The sequence below is a fragment of the Flavobacterium sp. genome (assembly GCF_043780635.1).
Taxonomy (GTDB): Bacteria; Bacteroidota; Bacteroidia; order Flavobacteriales; family Flavobacteriaceae; genus Flavobacterium.
Genome location: NZ_JAYWCK010000017.1, coordinates 1 through 15,314 on the forward strand (window position 1 = coordinate 1; position 15,314 = coordinate 15,314).

The 15,314-nt window shown below is 35.7% G+C and carries 12 protein-coding genes; 1 reads left to right on the forward strand and 11 read right to left on the reverse strand.

Going from position 1 to position 15,314, the window contains the following annotated elements:
- Positions 1–123: 123 nt before the first annotated feature.
- From ACH2BV_RS01260 to ACH2BV_RS01300, 9 genes are all read right to left on the reverse strand, one after another.
- Positions 124–2,523 carry a hypothetical protein gene (locus ACH2BV_RS01260; protein ID WP_395048700.1) on the reverse strand — a complete coding sequence of 800 codons (2,400 nt, stop codon included), beginning with the start codon at positions 2,521–2,523 and terminating at the stop codon, positions 124–126.
- Between the two features lie 96 nt (positions 2,524–2,619).
- A complete protein-coding gene (dtd, locus tag ACH2BV_RS01265) occupies positions 2,620–3,072 on the reverse strand; it encodes a D-aminoacyl-tRNA deacylase (protein ID WP_395048701.1) in 453 nt (150 codons plus the stop codon).
- 42 nt (positions 3,073–3,114) lie between these two features.
- Positions 3,115–4,092, reverse strand: a complete 978-nt coding sequence (gene rsgA / locus ACH2BV_RS01270; protein WP_395048702.1) for a ribosome small subunit-dependent GTPase A — start codon at positions 4,090–4,092, stop codon at positions 3,115–3,117.
- A 119-nt stretch (positions 4,093–4,211) separates the two neighbouring features.
- Positions 4,212–5,294 carry a chorismate mutase gene (locus tag ACH2BV_RS01275; RefSeq protein ID WP_395048703.1) on the reverse strand — a complete coding sequence of 361 codons (1,083 nt, stop codon included), beginning with the start codon at positions 5,292–5,294 and terminating at the stop codon, positions 4,212–4,214.
- 74 nt (positions 5,295–5,368) lie between these two features.
- Positions 5,369–6,226, reverse strand: a complete 858-nt coding sequence (locus ACH2BV_RS01280; RefSeq protein WP_395048705.1) for a prephenate dehydrogenase — start codon at positions 6,224–6,226, stop codon at positions 5,369–5,371.
- A gap of 3 nt (positions 6,227–6,229) precedes the next feature.
- On the reverse strand, positions 6,230–7,375 hold the full coding sequence (locus ACH2BV_RS01285; protein ID WP_395048707.1) for an aminotransferase class I/II-fold pyridoxal phosphate-dependent enzyme: 1,146 nt from the start codon (positions 7,373–7,375) through the stop codon (positions 6,230–6,232).
- The gene (locus ACH2BV_RS01290) at positions 7,372–8,199 is read right to left on the reverse strand and encodes a prephenate dehydratase (protein ID WP_395048709.1); all 828 of its coding nucleotides are present in this window, start codon (positions 8,197–8,199) and stop codon (positions 7,372–7,374) included. The genes ACH2BV_RS01285 and ACH2BV_RS01290 overlap by 4 nt, the downstream gene beginning before the upstream one ends.
- 332 nt (positions 8,200–8,531) lie before the next feature.
- A complete protein-coding gene (locus tag ACH2BV_RS01295) occupies positions 8,532–9,797 on the reverse strand; it encodes a dicarboxylate/amino acid:cation symporter (RefSeq protein WP_395048710.1) in 1,266 nt (421 codons plus the stop codon).
- Positions 9,798–9,902: 105 nt separating this feature from the next.
- On the reverse strand, positions 9,903–10,499 hold the full coding sequence (locus ACH2BV_RS01300) for an outer membrane beta-barrel protein (protein ID WP_395048711.1): 597 nt from the start codon (positions 10,497–10,499) through the stop codon (positions 9,903–9,905).
- Positions 10,500–10,706: 207 nt separating this feature from the next.
- Here ACH2BV_RS01300 and gldA point away from each other — a divergent pair, with 207 nt between their 5' ends.
- Entirely contained in the window at positions 10,707–11,603 is an 897-nt protein-coding gene (gldA, locus tag ACH2BV_RS01305; RefSeq protein WP_395048713.1) for a gliding motility-associated ABC transporter ATP-binding subunit GldA, read from the forward strand.
- Positions 11,604–11,642: 39 nt separating this feature from the next.
- On the opposite strand, the gene metF is transcribed toward gldA, so the two are convergent.
- Positions 11,643–12,599, reverse strand: a complete 957-nt coding sequence (gene metF, locus ACH2BV_RS01310) for a methylenetetrahydrofolate reductase [NAD(P)H] (protein WP_395048715.1) — start codon at positions 12,597–12,599, stop codon at positions 11,643–11,645.
- Positions 12,600–12,602: 3 nt separating this feature from the next.
- Positions 12,603–15,278, reverse strand: coding sequence for a methionine synthase (metH, locus tag ACH2BV_RS01315; protein ID WP_395048717.1), 2,676 nt, complete (start codon positions 15,276–15,278; stop codon positions 12,603–12,605).
- Between the last annotated feature and the right edge of the window lie 36 nt (positions 15,279–15,314).

The window sequence follows — 15,314 nt, forward strand, 5'->3', positions numbered from 1 at the left end:
TTAAACTTAAAAATACAAAATAAGGAGCAGAAAAACTAGTTTTCTACTCCTTATTTATTAATCAATTAAGTACTAAAATGACTTTTTCAGTGCCCTCCAAATGAGAGGGTTTTTTAATTATTTTTAAACCCTCAAAAATCCCAATTTATAAACCATTGGTTGCAATTTCTCACTCAATGCTTTATACGATTCTTCAAAAGGTTTAAAACTTACTGGTGCAAAATCACCACTAGCATTTCTTGCTTGTAATGCTTTGCGGATTTGATACCAACCTACATCAGCACGATTAAGTTTAAGCTCATCTCTGACGGTTCTTACATCGGTATTTAAAAAATACGATTGCCATAGTTTTTTACCTTCTTCTAAAACGGCTTGAGCTTCGTTTGACAACTTTTTATCTTTTAAATATTGCACCATAAAATCACTTTCGAAACGATCCGTTGCTCGTACTTCTTCTTCGGTAAAGGGAATAAAATGATTGACAATTGACCATTTTTTGTCATTCCATTCGAGGTCGTTGGCGCTGGCGGTGAGATTACTTCCGTTGAATAACATCCAGATTAAACAATCGCTTTTGAACTCCTCGGTTAAAGGTTCGGTTGGTTGCAGAAATTGGTCTCGATCGTTGATCCAAGTGGGTTTTATTAATCTTCTGACTGAAAAAACTATTGCAGCTTGCCAAAGGTTTTCAGGATTTATATAAAAACCATTTCCACCACCATAAGGTGAAGAAAAAATAACCGTTTGTTGCGTTGCGTGTTGAATATCATTCACGCCACAATACATATATGCCTTTGCATTATCAGACCAATTTGAAACTCTGGCTATTCCAGGGGTTGGAGCAATTGCATTTTTCAAAGGAATTATATTTGTCTTATTTACTTTTGGGCGTTTCAGCCAAACGTTCAAAAAAATATTGTTTGGCAAATTATAAAACGATTTTTCTCCAATGGGTTGCGCATTTTTATCTAAAACTTCAGTGCTAATTTCTGAAATGTCAATTTTTTTAGGAAAAAGCATATCTGTTTTCCATACTAAAAAACCAATTGGAAAATTCCCTTTTAATCCTTCAAATGATTTGCTATGAACTATAAATCCTCCTAGATATTTTGCTTTCCAAACTTCCCTAAATTTTTCAAAATTAGGAGCATTAACATATTTCAATTTACTAAACATAGCAATTGTAGCAGTTGGAATTTCAAGAGCAATTCGAGCAACAAATTGAGTAAACAATTCGTTACTTGCTTTGCCATATTCTACCATTGCTGTTGAAGCAAATTTAGTTTTTGCAACACCCGTTTTGTTTTCTGCACCTGTGCCAATTGCAGTATTATCAGCGTTTGTAGCTTCCGCATACGGTGGATTAATCAACACCAAAATCTTTTTACCATCGGCAATGGCTTGGCGCAAGCTTTGAGGAATTTTGTTGGTAAGCGAATAATCTATGTTGCCAAAATCATCAATATCATCATTGAGGTAATCGTATTGAAAACGTTGTGCTGCCACGCAGGTTTTCGTAGCTCGCATTACATCTACATCGGCACTGTCTAGGGTGCTCATATAAATATTTCGTGGGTTGGAGTGTTTTACTTCTAGGTTTCCTACTCCGCAACACATATCCCAAACGATGTAGTTTTTTTGCCAATTGTCGCCCAGCGTTTCGGCTAGTTTGTCATAAGCTTTATCCACCACATTCAGTGGCGTGTAATATGCCCCTTTGAAACTGCGCTCGTCTATGGGGATTAAACTATCACGTCGTTCTAATAAATAGTTTCTATATTCGGCTTTTGGAGGTTTGTGATAAATTGCCCAAAACTGGCGATAGCCTTCTTTGTTTCCTAATTTATATACTTTTCCGTTTAAAAGAAAAACTGGCGAACCATCTTTGTGCATTAATTCGGCAGGCAAATTTTCGTGAGTAGAAACGGTGCCATCGTGCATAATATCGGCAAAAAACAAGAGCGCATAATCTTCGTCATTGATGCGTTCTATTTCACGCCCAATCATTACAACCCATTTGTCAAAAACTTGTTTTAAATTGTCAGGTGTTATTGGAGTACGGATAATATCACCCTTTTTTATAGCATTTTTTATGGTGCTTATAAATTCTTCTTCGTGAGTTTCAATTTTAAAAGAAACAAAGTGCGTTCCAATATGAGCAGAAATTGCGTCTAATGCTTCTTGTGTATAACTACTTGCGGATTTTCCCCATTTGATGGTTTTCTTCTCCAGAAATGGAAGAACATCCTCACTTTTCATTATAGCTGCTTTTTGAGTATCAATAACAGCAAGAAATGGGGGAATATAATGACCTTTATTCAAAGCATCTTGAACATAATGCATTAATTGTGTAAACATCGCATAACTAGAAAGTTTTGCATTTTGTTTAGCCTCAAACCAAATTTCTTTGCTTTGAATATCAATAAGATTTTTTTGAACTTCTTTTAAACCCAATGCTTTAATATAAGCATCTTTTACATCTTCTTCGCTTGTTGCTTTTTGTAGTTTTTCGTAAAGGCTCATATTAAATTGTGGATTGTGAATAAAAGCAAAAGTAGGAAATTGGAAACTCTGATTTTGAAAATCTTTGTCAAAGTTTAAAACTTTGACAAAGATTAATTACTCTTTGTTTTTAGAATCAATTAATATTGTCACGGGACCATCGTTTAATAGTGCTACTTTCATATCTGCACCAAAGATTCCGGTTTGTACTCGTTTACCTAATTCTTTTTCTAATTGTTGTGCAAAATCCTCATAAAGCGGGATGGCAATTTCTGGTTTTGCTGCTTTGATATAGGAAGGGCGATTGCCTTTTTTGGTCGAAGCTTGAAGGGTGAATTGGCTTACAACAATAATGTCGCCGTCAATATTTTTAACCGATAAGTTCATCACGTCATTTTCATCGCCAAAAATTCTAAGATTTGCAATTTTTTGGCAAAGCCAAATTATATCTTCTTGATTATCGGCTTCTTCAATTCCAACTAAAACAAGGAGTCCTTTTTGGATTTCGGCCACAATTTTACAATTTATGGTTACAGAGGCTTGAGCAACTCTTTGGATTACAGCTTTCATTATTTTTAGAAATATAATTAGACGTGATAAGTAGCGTCTCTGCTATTTTCTGGTTTCATCACTTGCTTTTCGGTCTTCATCATAGGAATCAGTTCGATAATTTTCGTCGTCGCCTTCCAGAATTTTAAGATAAGAATTGTAGCGTGACCAAGCGATTTCGTCTTTTTTCAATGCCTTTTTAATGGCGCAATTGGGTTCGTCTTTGTGCAGGCAATTATTAAATTTGCATTGCTCTTTCAACTTGAAAAACTCCGGAAAATAACCGCTGATTTCTTCCTTTTCCATATCGACAATCCCAAAACCTTTTATTCCTGGTGTGTCAATTATACGAGCGTCAAAAGACAAATCATACATTTCGGCAAAAGTCGTGGTGTGCTGTCCTTGCTTGCTTGCTTCTGAAATTGTTTTTGTTTTTAGATGTAAAGTTGGTTCCAAAGCGTTGACCAAAGTCGATTTTCCAACTCCAGAATGCCCGGAAAACATACTCACTTTGCCAATCATCATTTCCTTCAATTTGTCGATTCCTTTACTTTCTTTGGCAGAAACACGAAGGCATTTGTATCCAATGTTTTCGTAAATATGCTGCAAATACAATTGTTCGTCCAAAGTTGGATCATCAAAAGTATCAATTTTATTAAAAACCAAAACCGTTTCTATTCCATAAGCTTCGGCAGTTACCAGAAAACGATCTATAAAATTAGGCGTTGTTGGTGGATTATTGATGGTAACTAAAAGGAAAACAGTATCAATATTCGACGCAATAATGTGCATTTGATGCGATAAATTAACCGATTTTCGAACAATATAATTCTTTCTTTCGTGAATTTTATGAATGGTTCCCGTAACTGTATCCGAAGTTTCTTCGAGTTCATAATCTACAATATCCCCCACAGCAATTGGGTTAGTACTTTTGATTCCTTTAATTCGAAATTTCCCTTTCATACGGCATTCTATAAAATCGCCTTGCGATGATTTTACGGTGTACCAACTTCCTGTAGATTTATAAACGGTTCCGGTCATAGTTGCAAAGGTAATTTTTTGTTTAAAGTTTAAAGTTTAAAGTTTTTTAGGACTATTCCAAAAATAAAAAATCTTCACAATTTATTACAACTGTGGAGATTAATTTATAAAAAAACTATTTAAGAGTTCAATATTTTTTCTTGATGACCAATACTTTCTTGGTGAATATCTTTGAATAACCTAACGATAAACTCTTCGGTTAATCCTTTTTTAGCACCTTCAGCAATCATTTTTGCCTGAATTTCATTCCAACGATTGCTTTGGAGTACAGCAACATTGGCATCTTTTTTCACTTGACCAATTTCGTCCGCCACTTTCATACGTTTTCCTAGCAATTCCAATAAATTGGCATCTAAAACATCAATATTGGCTCTCAATTTTGTCATTTTATTGGCAAACTCATCAGTGTCTCCACTTACCTTTCTTACTTTCAAATCCTTGAAAATTTGTTTCAAAGCATCTGGCGTAACTTGTTGTGCAGCATCGCTCCAGGCATTGTCCGGATCATTGTGTGTTTCGATAATCATTCCGTCATAATTCAAATCCAAAGCTTCCTGAGTTACTTCAAGAATCATATCGCGATTTCCTGTAATGTGAGATGGATCAATAATTAAAGGTAAATCAGGGAATTTATTTTGCAATTCGATGGCAATCTGCCATTCTGGAATGTTTCTGTATTTTGTTTTTTCGTAAGTAGAAAAACCTCTGTGAATCACTCCCAAATTTTTAATTCCTGCAGCATACAAACGTTCCACACCACCTAACCATAAAGCCATATCTGGATTTACCGGGTTTTTTATCAATACGATTTTATCCGTTCCTTTTAGAGTATCGGCAATTTCCTGAACCGCAAACGGATTTGCAGTTGTACGCGCACCAACCCATAAAACATCGATGTCATTCTCTAAAGCTAATTTACAGTGAGCAGCAGTGGCAACTTCAGTTCCCATTAGCAATCCTGTTTCGGCTTTTGCTTTTTTCAACCATTTTAATCCAATTTCACCAACACCTTCAAATCCTCCCGGACGAGTTCTTGGTTTCCAGATTCCAGCTCTAAAAACGCTTACGTCAGAATCTTTCAATGCGTGCGCAATTTTCAAAACTTGTTCTTCTGTTTCAGCACTACAAGGTCCTGCTATCACAAATGGATGAGTCAAATTGAATTCGTTCAACCAATTTCTCATTTCTTTCTTGTTTTCCATCTTTTCTAATTATTTATTTTATTATTTTTTTCTGTGTTGTTTTTTTCTAACTGTAAACTGTGATTGAACTCTGTTTACTTTTTACTATTCATTCCGTTTAATATTTTCCTTATTCTATTTACGCCTTGCATTTCATTGAAAATTGCTTCGTAATCGTCATTCTCTAATAATTCTTTAAACTTGGATAAATTAGAAATATATTCTTCTAAACTTTTCACCACTTGTTTTTTATTTTGTTTAAAAATTGGCGTCCACATTGCGGGTGAACTTTTGGCCAAACGAACTGTACTTTCAAATCCAGAACCCGCCATATCAAAAATATCCTGCTCAGATTTTTCTTTATTTATTACCGTTTTTCCAAGCATAAAGGAACTAATGTGAGACAAATGCGACACATAAGCAATATGCTTGTCGTGCGATTTTGGATCCATATATCGGATTCTCATTCCCATACTTTTGAACAAATCCAATGCTTTTTCCTGCAGTTTGAAAGTCGTTTTCTCGACTTCGCAAATGATATTCGTTTTTCCTTGAAACAATCCTTTTATTGCTGCCGAAGGGCCAGAAAACTCTGTTCCCGCAATGGGATGCGCCGCAATGAAATTTCTTCTTTTAGGATGATTGGTTACCGCTTCACAAATTGGTGTTTTGGTAGAACCAACATCAAAAACAGTCGCTGTATCCGGAATTATATCCAAAACTTTTGGCAAAAACACAAGTGCTACATCAACAGGAACCGAAAGGATAACGTAATCTGCATTGACTAAATCTTCAAAAACCGCAACTTCATCAATAATTCCGAGTTTTACAGCTTCTTGCAAGTGATCTTCATTGCTATCAATACCATAAATTTTGACATCATCAAAAAAATCTTTAGCTCCTAATGCTAACGAGCCTCCTATTAATCCTGTTCCTATTACGTATATTTTCATCTGTTAAAATCTATCAATTGCTTCTTGAATTTTTTCCTCTTTTACACACAATGCAAACCGAATATATCCTTCACCGTTTGAACCAAAAATTGTTCCCGGTGTTATGAAAATTGATTTCTCATATAATATTTCGTCTATAAACTTCTCTGCTGATGTGACTCCATCCGGCAATTTTGCCCAAACAAATAATCCAACACCTTCTTTGTAAACTTCACAACCCAATTTTTCCGCCAATTGTTCTGTTAAAACTCTTCTTTTTTTGTAAACCGCATTCATCGAATCGAACCAGGATTTGTCACTTTTCAAAGCTTCAATTGCTCCTTTTTGAATCCCGAAGAACATACCGCTGTCCATATTGCTTTTTACTTTCAAAACTGCATCAATACAAGCTGCATTTCCTAATACCATTCCCACTCGCCAACCTGCCATATTGAAGGTCTTTGAAAGTGAATTCAGTTCCAATGCAACTTCTTTTGCACCATCAACTTGCAACAAACTCATTGGTTTATAATTCAAGACAAAGCTATACGGATTATCGTTAATCAACAAGATGTTGTGTTTTTTGGCGAAAGCCACTAATTTTTCAAACAATTCCAAACTTCCTCTTGCTCCTGTTGGCATATGCGGATAACCCATCCACATTAATTTTACTTTGGATAAATCTAATTTTTCCAAAGCTTCAAAATCAGGTTCCCAATTATTAACTTCTTTTAAATCATAATAAACCGGCACCGCACCAACTAAATTCGTGACCGAAGTATACGTAGGATAACCTGGATTCGGAATCAAAACGTGGTCACCTTCGTTCAAAAAAGCCAATGAAATATGCATAATTCCTTCTTTGGAACCCATCAATGGCAAAATTTCCGTATTCGGGTTCAAAGCAACTCCATAGTTATTTTGATAAAAGTCAGCCATTCCATTTCTCAATTCCGGCAAACCCTGATAACTCTGATATTGATGTGCGTTTTCTTCCTGCATTGCCAAAGTAACAGCATCGATTACCGTTTGTGACGGACGTAAATCCGGGCTGCCAATCCCCATATTGATAATTGGTTTCCCTTCGGAAGCGAGTTGCCTTACTTCTCTTAATTTAGAGGAGAAATAGTATTCTTCAATTATTTCTAAACGTTTTGCGGTTTGTATCACGGTCTTGTATTTTTATATTCGCCTAATACTTTGAAGTATTCTGCCATAATTTCCATTAATGATTTAGCTTTTGCGTAATCCTCATATTTTTCGAAAGTAACGTCTACGAAAAACGAATATTTCCAAGGCGTTTCAATTTTTGGCAAGGATTGTATTTTGGTTAAATTCAACTTGCAATCGCTCATTACATTGAGAACTGCAGCCAAACTTCCGCGTTTGTGATCCAATTCGAATTTTATCGAAGCGCGATTGATTTCGTTTTCAGCCACAAATGAATTCTCCTTTTTGACAATAACAAAACGTGTCATATTGTTATTAATCGTTTGGATTTCGGGTGCCAAAATATCTAAATCATACATTTCGGCAGCTGTTTTACTAGCAATTGCAGCAATTCCTGAAAGTTGTTTTTTCTGAATTCTACGGGCTGTTTCGGCAGTGTCTTTATCTTCAACCAATTTAATTTTTGGATATTTTTTCAAGAAATCCATACATTGTAACAATGCCATTGGATGTGAGTGAACTTCTAAAATATCTTTAATTTTCTGACCTTTCAGCGCCATTAAATTTTGATGAATATCTAAATAATGTTCACCGATAATGTGCAAATTATTCTTATCGATCAAAGCATAATTCGGAATAATTGGACCTGCAATTGAATTTTCTATCGCCATAACTGCCTGATTCGATTTTCCGGACAACAAACTGTCAACCAATTTATCGAATGACAAACATTCGTCAACTTCTACATCATTGCCAAAATATTCCTGTGCCACCTGATGATGAAAAGAGCCTTTTATACCTTGAATTGCAATTATTGTGTTCATAAATATTCAAAAAAAAATCCTGATTTTCATCAGGATTGTATATTAGTTTTATTTGTTTGTTGTATTTCAAATAACCATAGACAATCCTTACTTCCTAAAGAAGAAATAGTAAGTATTGCTAAAATAAAAACGGTTATTGGACATTTTGTTTCTGATTTTTGTTAAAAATTCTCTGCGAATGTATAAATTATTTTTTGCTAACCAAAAAAAAACGCTGATTTTATTGAACAAAAGAAGAATTCTCGATAAAACTTGTTTTTAATTATGTAATAATCAAAAACCACCTCGAAAAATATACATTTAAGCAACTGCTTTTGAGCACCTTTGATGCTTTAACCTTTTAAATCCGATGTCAAAGATTTCGTAAGCCATTTCTTCCCTTCGGAAATTCGAGTGACCATCATCGCCGAAACCAAGTCGCCATTAGCATTCAACAAAGTCGCCATTGGATCAACCAAAGTCCCAACAATCATTGCAGCTGGCAAGGCTTGTTCCATTGGAAAACCATAAACCGTTATAGCCAAAATTTCTCCAATGTAGCCACCGTTTGGGATTCCGCCTTCAACCACCGAAACGATTACTGTAATTCCCAAAGCTATAAGCAAGGTGCTTGGCTCCGTAAAATCTTTACCGAACATCGCAAAAATAACCGCAATTTTAATAATTGACGACATCGCCGAACCATCTTTGTGCAAAGGTGCGCCAAGTGGAATCACTATATTACTAATGTGATTTGGTATTTTCATATCCTCGGCGGCTTCAAGATTTGCTGGAATCGTGGCAATGCTACTGCAAGTTCCTAGTGCTGTCAACGACGGCGTGATATTGTTTTTCCAAAAAACCACAAGTCCTTTTCTTCCTCCAGCCATAAAAGCATATATACTGAAAAACACAACAAAATATAAAGCGCAAACGGCATAATAAAGTCCTAATGGCTTGGCATAAGCGCCAAATAATTGCGGCCCAAAAATCCCTACTTGGTATGCAAAATATGCGCCCAAACCTATTGGAGCCGTTTTCATAATAATATGCAGTAATTGTTTCATCACTTCGTCTCCAGATTTTAGGAAACTTTTGAAATTTTGCCCTTTTTCGCCAGATTGTAATGTGGCAAAGCCAATCAAAAAAGAAAATAATATCAAAGCCAACATACTTTTTCGTGACAACAATTCATAGAAATCATTGGTGGTAAGCAATTGCGTGATTTGGGAACCGGCATTGCTTCCTTGTATGGTTTCCAATGGAATTTTTGAAATAGTAATATCTTGTTGAATAGGAAATAACAAAACGCCAAGAATCATTAAAACAGCAGAGACCAGAACTGTTCCTAAAAAAACACTTATTACGATAGCAAATAATTTCCCGAGTTTCTCCGTTTTTTCTAAAGTAGCAATTGAGGACGAAATCGTGAAGAAAATCAACGGAATGATTGCCGTGAATAATAAGTTCAGAAAAATATCGCCAAAAGGTTTTATCACTTCAACTCCTTTTCCAAAAACTAAACCTAAAATACTTCCTGCCAATATTCCTCCCAAAAGCAATAAAATACTTTTGTAATTTTTTAAGAAACTACCCGATGATGTGTTTTCTAATGACATAATTTATAAAGTTTGGTAAATATATAAATCTAAATGAATTATTCCCAAATAAAAAAGCACTCGCGAAAAACGAATGCTTTTGTAAAACTTTATAAAGTTTAAATGTTAGAAGTTTTTTGAAATCCCAACGGTAAATGCTTGACCAAAACTAAAATCAAATATTTTTGAGTTTTGAAAACTATTTGGAATAGTTTGGTTTTCTACTTTAGATGAAGAATAACCTAATCCTCCAAATCCAAAATTTAATCCATAACCTTTTTTTATATTGATTAATAAAGCAGGGCTTATATTAATCCCAAATCCATTTGATTTAGAAGTAACATAAGCTGTCCCACTATTAGAGTAACTCCCATTTCCAAAACTAAAGCCTGTTCCTAAATCTGCATAAACTGTAAAAAGTTCACTTACTGGTTTTGAATAGCGAACAAAGGCACCTATACCATAATTGTTTGAATGACCATTAGTTGAATCTGTTACATTATTTACAAATGACAGGCTAGATTGAACACCAACAGTCCAACTATCAGCGAATTGATAACCCACTTTTGGAAAAATTCCAAAACTACTTTGAGTTGATTCATTTCCTGAAGAATTCATTTTTTCAGAACTAAATCCCACATTTCCGGAAACTAAGATTGTTCCCTTTTGAGCATTTGCAAAGCTAAACATAGCCAAAGCAAGAATAAGTAATACTTTTTTCATTTTTAAATTGTTTTAAATTTAATATCGTTTTAACAAGAACAATGCCATAATTATTATAGAATCTTTCGTGATCCGTTATCAAGTTTTAATCTAAATAATATATGAGATTGGCACAAATCTTTGTCAAAGTTTTGAAGTTTGACAAAGATTCTAAAAAAACAATAAATCAATATTTTTTCTGTTTACTTTTGCTACAAACAAAAAGCGATGTCAATAGAAGTAAATAATATATCGAAAAGTTACGGCGCTCAAAAAGCTTTGGACAACATTTCGTTTTCAGTCAACAAAGGAGAAATCGTGGGTTTCCTGGGTCCAAATGGTGCTGGAAAATCAACTTTAATGAAAATATTGACCACGTATATTGCTGCCGATGAAGGCGCTGCTGCCGTAAATGGATTTGACGTGAACACACAAGCTAAAGCCGTTCAACAATCCATTGGTTATTTGCCGGAACACAATCCGTTATACTTGGATTTATATGTGAGAGAATATTTGGCCTTTAATGCTGATGTTTATAAAGTGGCCAAATCCCGAATTGAAGAAGTGATTCAATTGACTGGTTTATCCAATGAAAGTCACAAGAAAATAGGACAATTGTCTAAAGGTTTTCGCCAGCGTGTGGGACTTGCCAATTCTTTATTACATAATCCTGATGTTTTGATTCTGGATGAACCAACAACAGGTTTAGACCCAAATCAATTGGTAGAAATTAGAAACGTGATTAAAAACGTGGGCAAAGACAAAACCGTTTTCCTTTCGACGCATATTATGCAGGAAGTCGAGGCTATTTGTGACAGAGTAATTATCATCAATAACGGGAAAATTGTCGCCGACAAAAAACTAGACAACTTAATTTCAGCAGAAAAGGAACAAGTTATCGAAGTAGAATTTGACTATAAAGTCGAAGAACAATTGATTGCCAAAATCGAAAATCTGACTTCTTTCAAGAATACCCACGATATGATTTGGGAATTGACGTTTAACGCAGATAAAGATATGCGTCCCGAAGTTTTTGATTTTGCGAATGCCAATGGATTAAAAACATTACAACTCAATCAGAAGAATAAAAATCTGGAGGCGGTTTTCAGGGAAATCACAAAGTAGAGACCTAACAGGTTTTAAAAACCTGTCAGGTCTAGTAACTTAAAAAACCTTGCTCGCTATTTGTCTGATATTTTCAGATTTTCCCATAGAATAATAATGCAAAACAGGAACGCCGGCAGCTTTCAATTCTAAGGATTGTTGGATTGCCCATTCAATGCCTACTTGTTTGATATCGGCAGGGGATTTGCATTTCTCTATAGCATTTATCAAGTCTTCTGGCAAGTCAATTCGGAAAATTTGTGGTAGAATTTGCAAATGTCTTTGTACCGCAATTGGTTTGATTCCAGGAATAATTGGAACTGTGATTCCTATTTCTCTTGCTTTGGCAACAAATTCGAAGTATTTTGCATTGTCAAAAAACATTTGTGTTACCACGTAATCCGCGCCCGCATCTACTTTTTCTTTTAGTCTTTTTAAGTCGGAAATCAAGGATGGCGATTCTAAATGTTTTTCTGGATAACCTGCAACGCCTATACAAAAATCAGCCTTGTTGTCAATGTGCATTACATCGTGTAAATACTTCCCTTGATTCAATTGGTGGATTTGTTTTACCAAGTCAACCGCATAATTATTACCGCCTTCTTTTGCTACAAAAGATTGTTCATCTTTCATTGCATCGCCACGCAAGGCCATTACATTATTGATTCCTAAATAATGACAATCTACTAATAAATACTCTGTTTCTTCTTTGGTAAAACCTCCACAAAGCACGTGAGGAACTGTGTCAACAGAATATTTATGTTTTATGGAAGCACAAATTCCCAAAGTTCCGGGACGCATTCTGGTCAATTTTTTGTCCAATAATCCGTTGCCTTTATCCACATAAATATATTCTTCACGCGAAGTTGTCACGTCTATAAAAGGCGGTTTGAACTCCATCAACGGATCAATATTGTCGTATAATTCCTGAATACTTTTGCCTTTTTGTGGCGGAATAATTTCGAAAGAAAACAATGTTTTCCCTTGTGCTTCTTCTATATGTTCTGTTACTTTCATTTATTAGTCTGCTATATTAGGATTCAACCATTTCACGGCTGTTTCCGTTGGAATATTTCTTCGTTTGGCGTAATCTACAACTTGGTCTTCTTTAATTTTTCCGAGTCCAAAATACTTGCTTTCAGGGTTTCCAAAATAATATCCAGAAACTGATGAAGCTGGCCACATTGCCATACTTTCGGTCAAAGTTACTCCAATTTCTTGTTCTACATTTAGCAATTTCCAAATCGTTGGTTTTTCTAAATGGTCTGGACAAGCCGGATAACCTGGCGCTGGACGGATTCCTTTGTAGATTTCTTCGATTAAAGCTTCGGTTGATAAAACTTCGTTTGCAGCGTAACCCCAAATTTCTTTACGCACTTTTTCGTGTAAATATTCGGCGAATGCTTCAGCAAATCTATCTGCCAATGCTTTGACCATAATCGAATTATAATCATCCAAATCTTTTTGAAATTCGGCTGCCCATTCGTCAACTCCAAAACCAGTAGTTACACAAAATGCACCCATATAATCGGTTTTTCCGCTTTCTTTTGGCGCGATAAAATCAGCCAAAGCTATGTTTGGAGCTCCTTTTGTTTTTTGGGCTTGCTGACGTAAAGTCAAGAATTTCTCCAATAATTTTCCGCTTTCATCACGAACTTCAATATCATCATCATTGACTTGATTCACCGGGAAAATTCCGTAAATTCCTTTGGCAGTCAATTTCTTTTCTTTCAAAATAACCTTCAACATTTCCTGCGCATCGTGAAAAACAGAATGCGCTTGTTCGCCCACAACAGGATCCGTCAGAATCGCAGGATATTTCCCGAACAATTCCCAAGTTCTAAAAAACGGTGTCCAGTCAATATACGGAACCAAAACATCCAAATCGACTTCGATAGTTTTTGTTCCAATAAAATTGGGTTTCATCGGATTGTAATTTTCCCAATCTAATTTTAATTTGTTGACACGTGCTTGTTCAATGGTCAAGAAATTCTTGTCCCGCGAACGATTCAAAAACGTTTCTCTGAAAGCATCGTATTCGGCTCGAATATCGCTTGCATATATTTTCCTATTATGATCCAATAAATTTCCTGCCACCGTTACGGCTCTCGAAGCATCATTTACGTGAATTACGGTTTCTCTATATTGAGGCGCAATTTTTACTGCTGTGTGAGCTCTTGAAGTTGTTGCACCACCAATCATTATTGGAATTTTGACGTTTTGCTTGTCTAATTCTTTGGCCAAATAAACCATTTCGTCCAATGATGGTGTGATTAATCCGCTTAATCCAATAATATCTACGTTGTGTTCTATTGCAGCCGCAATGATTTTCTCAGGAGCAACCATTACGCCAAGATCAATGATTTCATAATTGTTGCAAGCCAAAACAACTGAAACGATATTTTTTCCAATGTCGTGCACATCGCCTTTTACGGTTGCCATCAGGATTTTTCCGTTCCCTTGTTTGTCACCAATTTGTTTTGAAGCTTCTATATAAGGCAAAAGATACGCCACCGCTTTTTTCATAACCCGTGCTGATTTCACCACTTGTGGCAAAAACATTTTTCCCGAACCAAACAAATCTCCAACGACATTCATCCCCGTCATCAAGTTGATTTCGATAACTTCAATTGGTTTATCCGCAGCCAATCGAGCTTCTTCAATATCTAATTCTATAAATTCGTCGATTCCTCTTACCAAAGAATGCGTTAATCGTTCTTGAATGGTTCCTGAACGCCATTCCTGAATTGCTTTTTCATTGACTTTAAAATCACCTTTTACATTTTCGGCGAAGTCTAATAAACGTTCTGTGGCATCTTCTCTTCGGTTTAACAAAACATCTTCGACGTGTTCCAAAAGATCTTTTGGAATTTCATCATAAATAGACAACATTTCGGGGTTTACGATTCCCATTGTCATTCCGTTTTTGATGGCGTGATACAAGAAAGCCGAATGCATTGCTTCACGCACCGTGTCATTTCCTCTAAAAGAAAATGAAACGTTACTTACACCGCCACTTACGTGTGCATAAGGAAGATTTTCTCTAATCCATTTTGTGGCTCGGAAGAAATCTAAAGCGTTTAATTTATGTTCGTCCATTCCTGTGGCAACAGGAAAAATATTTGGGTCAAAAATGATGTCTTCGGCTGGAAAACCAACTTCGTTCACCAAAATATCATAGGAACGTTTGCAAATTTCGATACGTCTTACGTAGTTATCGGCTTGCCCTTTTTCGTCGAAAGCCATAACAATTACAGCAGCTCCGTAACGTTTTACCAATTTGGCGTGGTGTATAAATCGTTCTTCTCCTTCTTTCAAAGAAATCGAATTGACTACACTTTTACCTTGGGCCACTTTCAAACCGGCTTCGATAATTTCCCATTTTGAACTGTCGATCATCAAAGGAACACGAGAAATATCTGGTTCCGAAGCGATTAAATTCAAGAAAGTGGTCATTGCATAAACGCCGTCAAGCATTCCTTCATCCATATTAATATCGATGATTTGTGCGCCGCCTTCTACTTGGTCACGAGCCACAGCAAGTGCTTCGGCGTATTTTTCCTCTTTTATAAGACGCAAAAATTTTCGTGAACCGGTTACATTCGTTCTTTCGCCAACGTTTACAAAGTTGGTTTCTGGCGTAATGATTAACGGTTCAAGACCTGATAATTTTAAATATTTTTTTGTTTTTGACATATTTTATTTATTTGCCACGAAGGCACAAAGTTTTTT

What these genes read in the sequence shown, in the direction of transcription:
- ACH2BV_RS01260 (WP_395048700.1), bottom strand. Translation starts at nt 2,523, where the DNA reads ATGAGCCTTTACGAAAAACTACAAAAAGCAACAAGCGAAGAAGATGTA.
- dtd (WP_395048701.1), bottom strand. Translation starts at nt 3,072, where the DNA reads ATGAAAGCTGTAATCCAAAGAGTTGCTCAAGCCTCTGTAACCATAAAT.
- rsgA (WP_395048702.1), bottom strand. Translation starts at nt 4,092, where the DNA reads ATGACCGGAACCGTTTATAAATCTACAGGAAGTTGGTACACCGTAAAA.
- ACH2BV_RS01275 (WP_395048703.1), bottom strand. Translation starts at nt 5,294, where the DNA reads ATGGAAAACAAGAAAGAAATGAGAAATTGGTTGAACGAATTCAATTTG.
- ACH2BV_RS01280 (WP_395048705.1), bottom strand. Translation starts at nt 6,226, where the DNA reads ATGAAAATATACGTAATAGGAACAGGATTAATAGGAGGCTCGTTAGCA.
- ACH2BV_RS01290 (WP_395048709.1), bottom strand. Translation starts at nt 8,199, where the DNA reads ATGAACACAATAATTGCAATTCAAGGTATAAAAGGCTCTTTTCATCAT.
- ACH2BV_RS01295 (WP_395048710.1), bottom strand. Translation starts at nt 9,797, where the DNA reads ATGTCATTAGAAAACACATCATCGGGTAGTTTCTTAAAAAATTACAAA.
- ACH2BV_RS01300 (WP_395048711.1), bottom strand. Translation starts at nt 10,499, where the DNA reads ATGAAAAAAGTATTACTTATTCTTGCTTTGGCTATGTTTAGCTTTGCA.
- gldA (WP_395048713.1), top strand. Translation starts at nt 10,707, where the DNA reads ATGTCAATAGAAGTAAATAATATATCGAAAAGTTACGGCGCTCAAAAA.
- metF (WP_395048715.1), bottom strand. Translation starts at nt 12,599, where the DNA reads ATGAAAGTAACAGAACATATAGAAGAAGCACAAGGGAAAACATTGTTT.
- metH (WP_395048717.1), bottom strand. Translation starts at nt 15,278, where the DNA reads ATGTCAAAAACAAAAAAATATTTAAAATTATCAGGTCTTGAACCGTTA.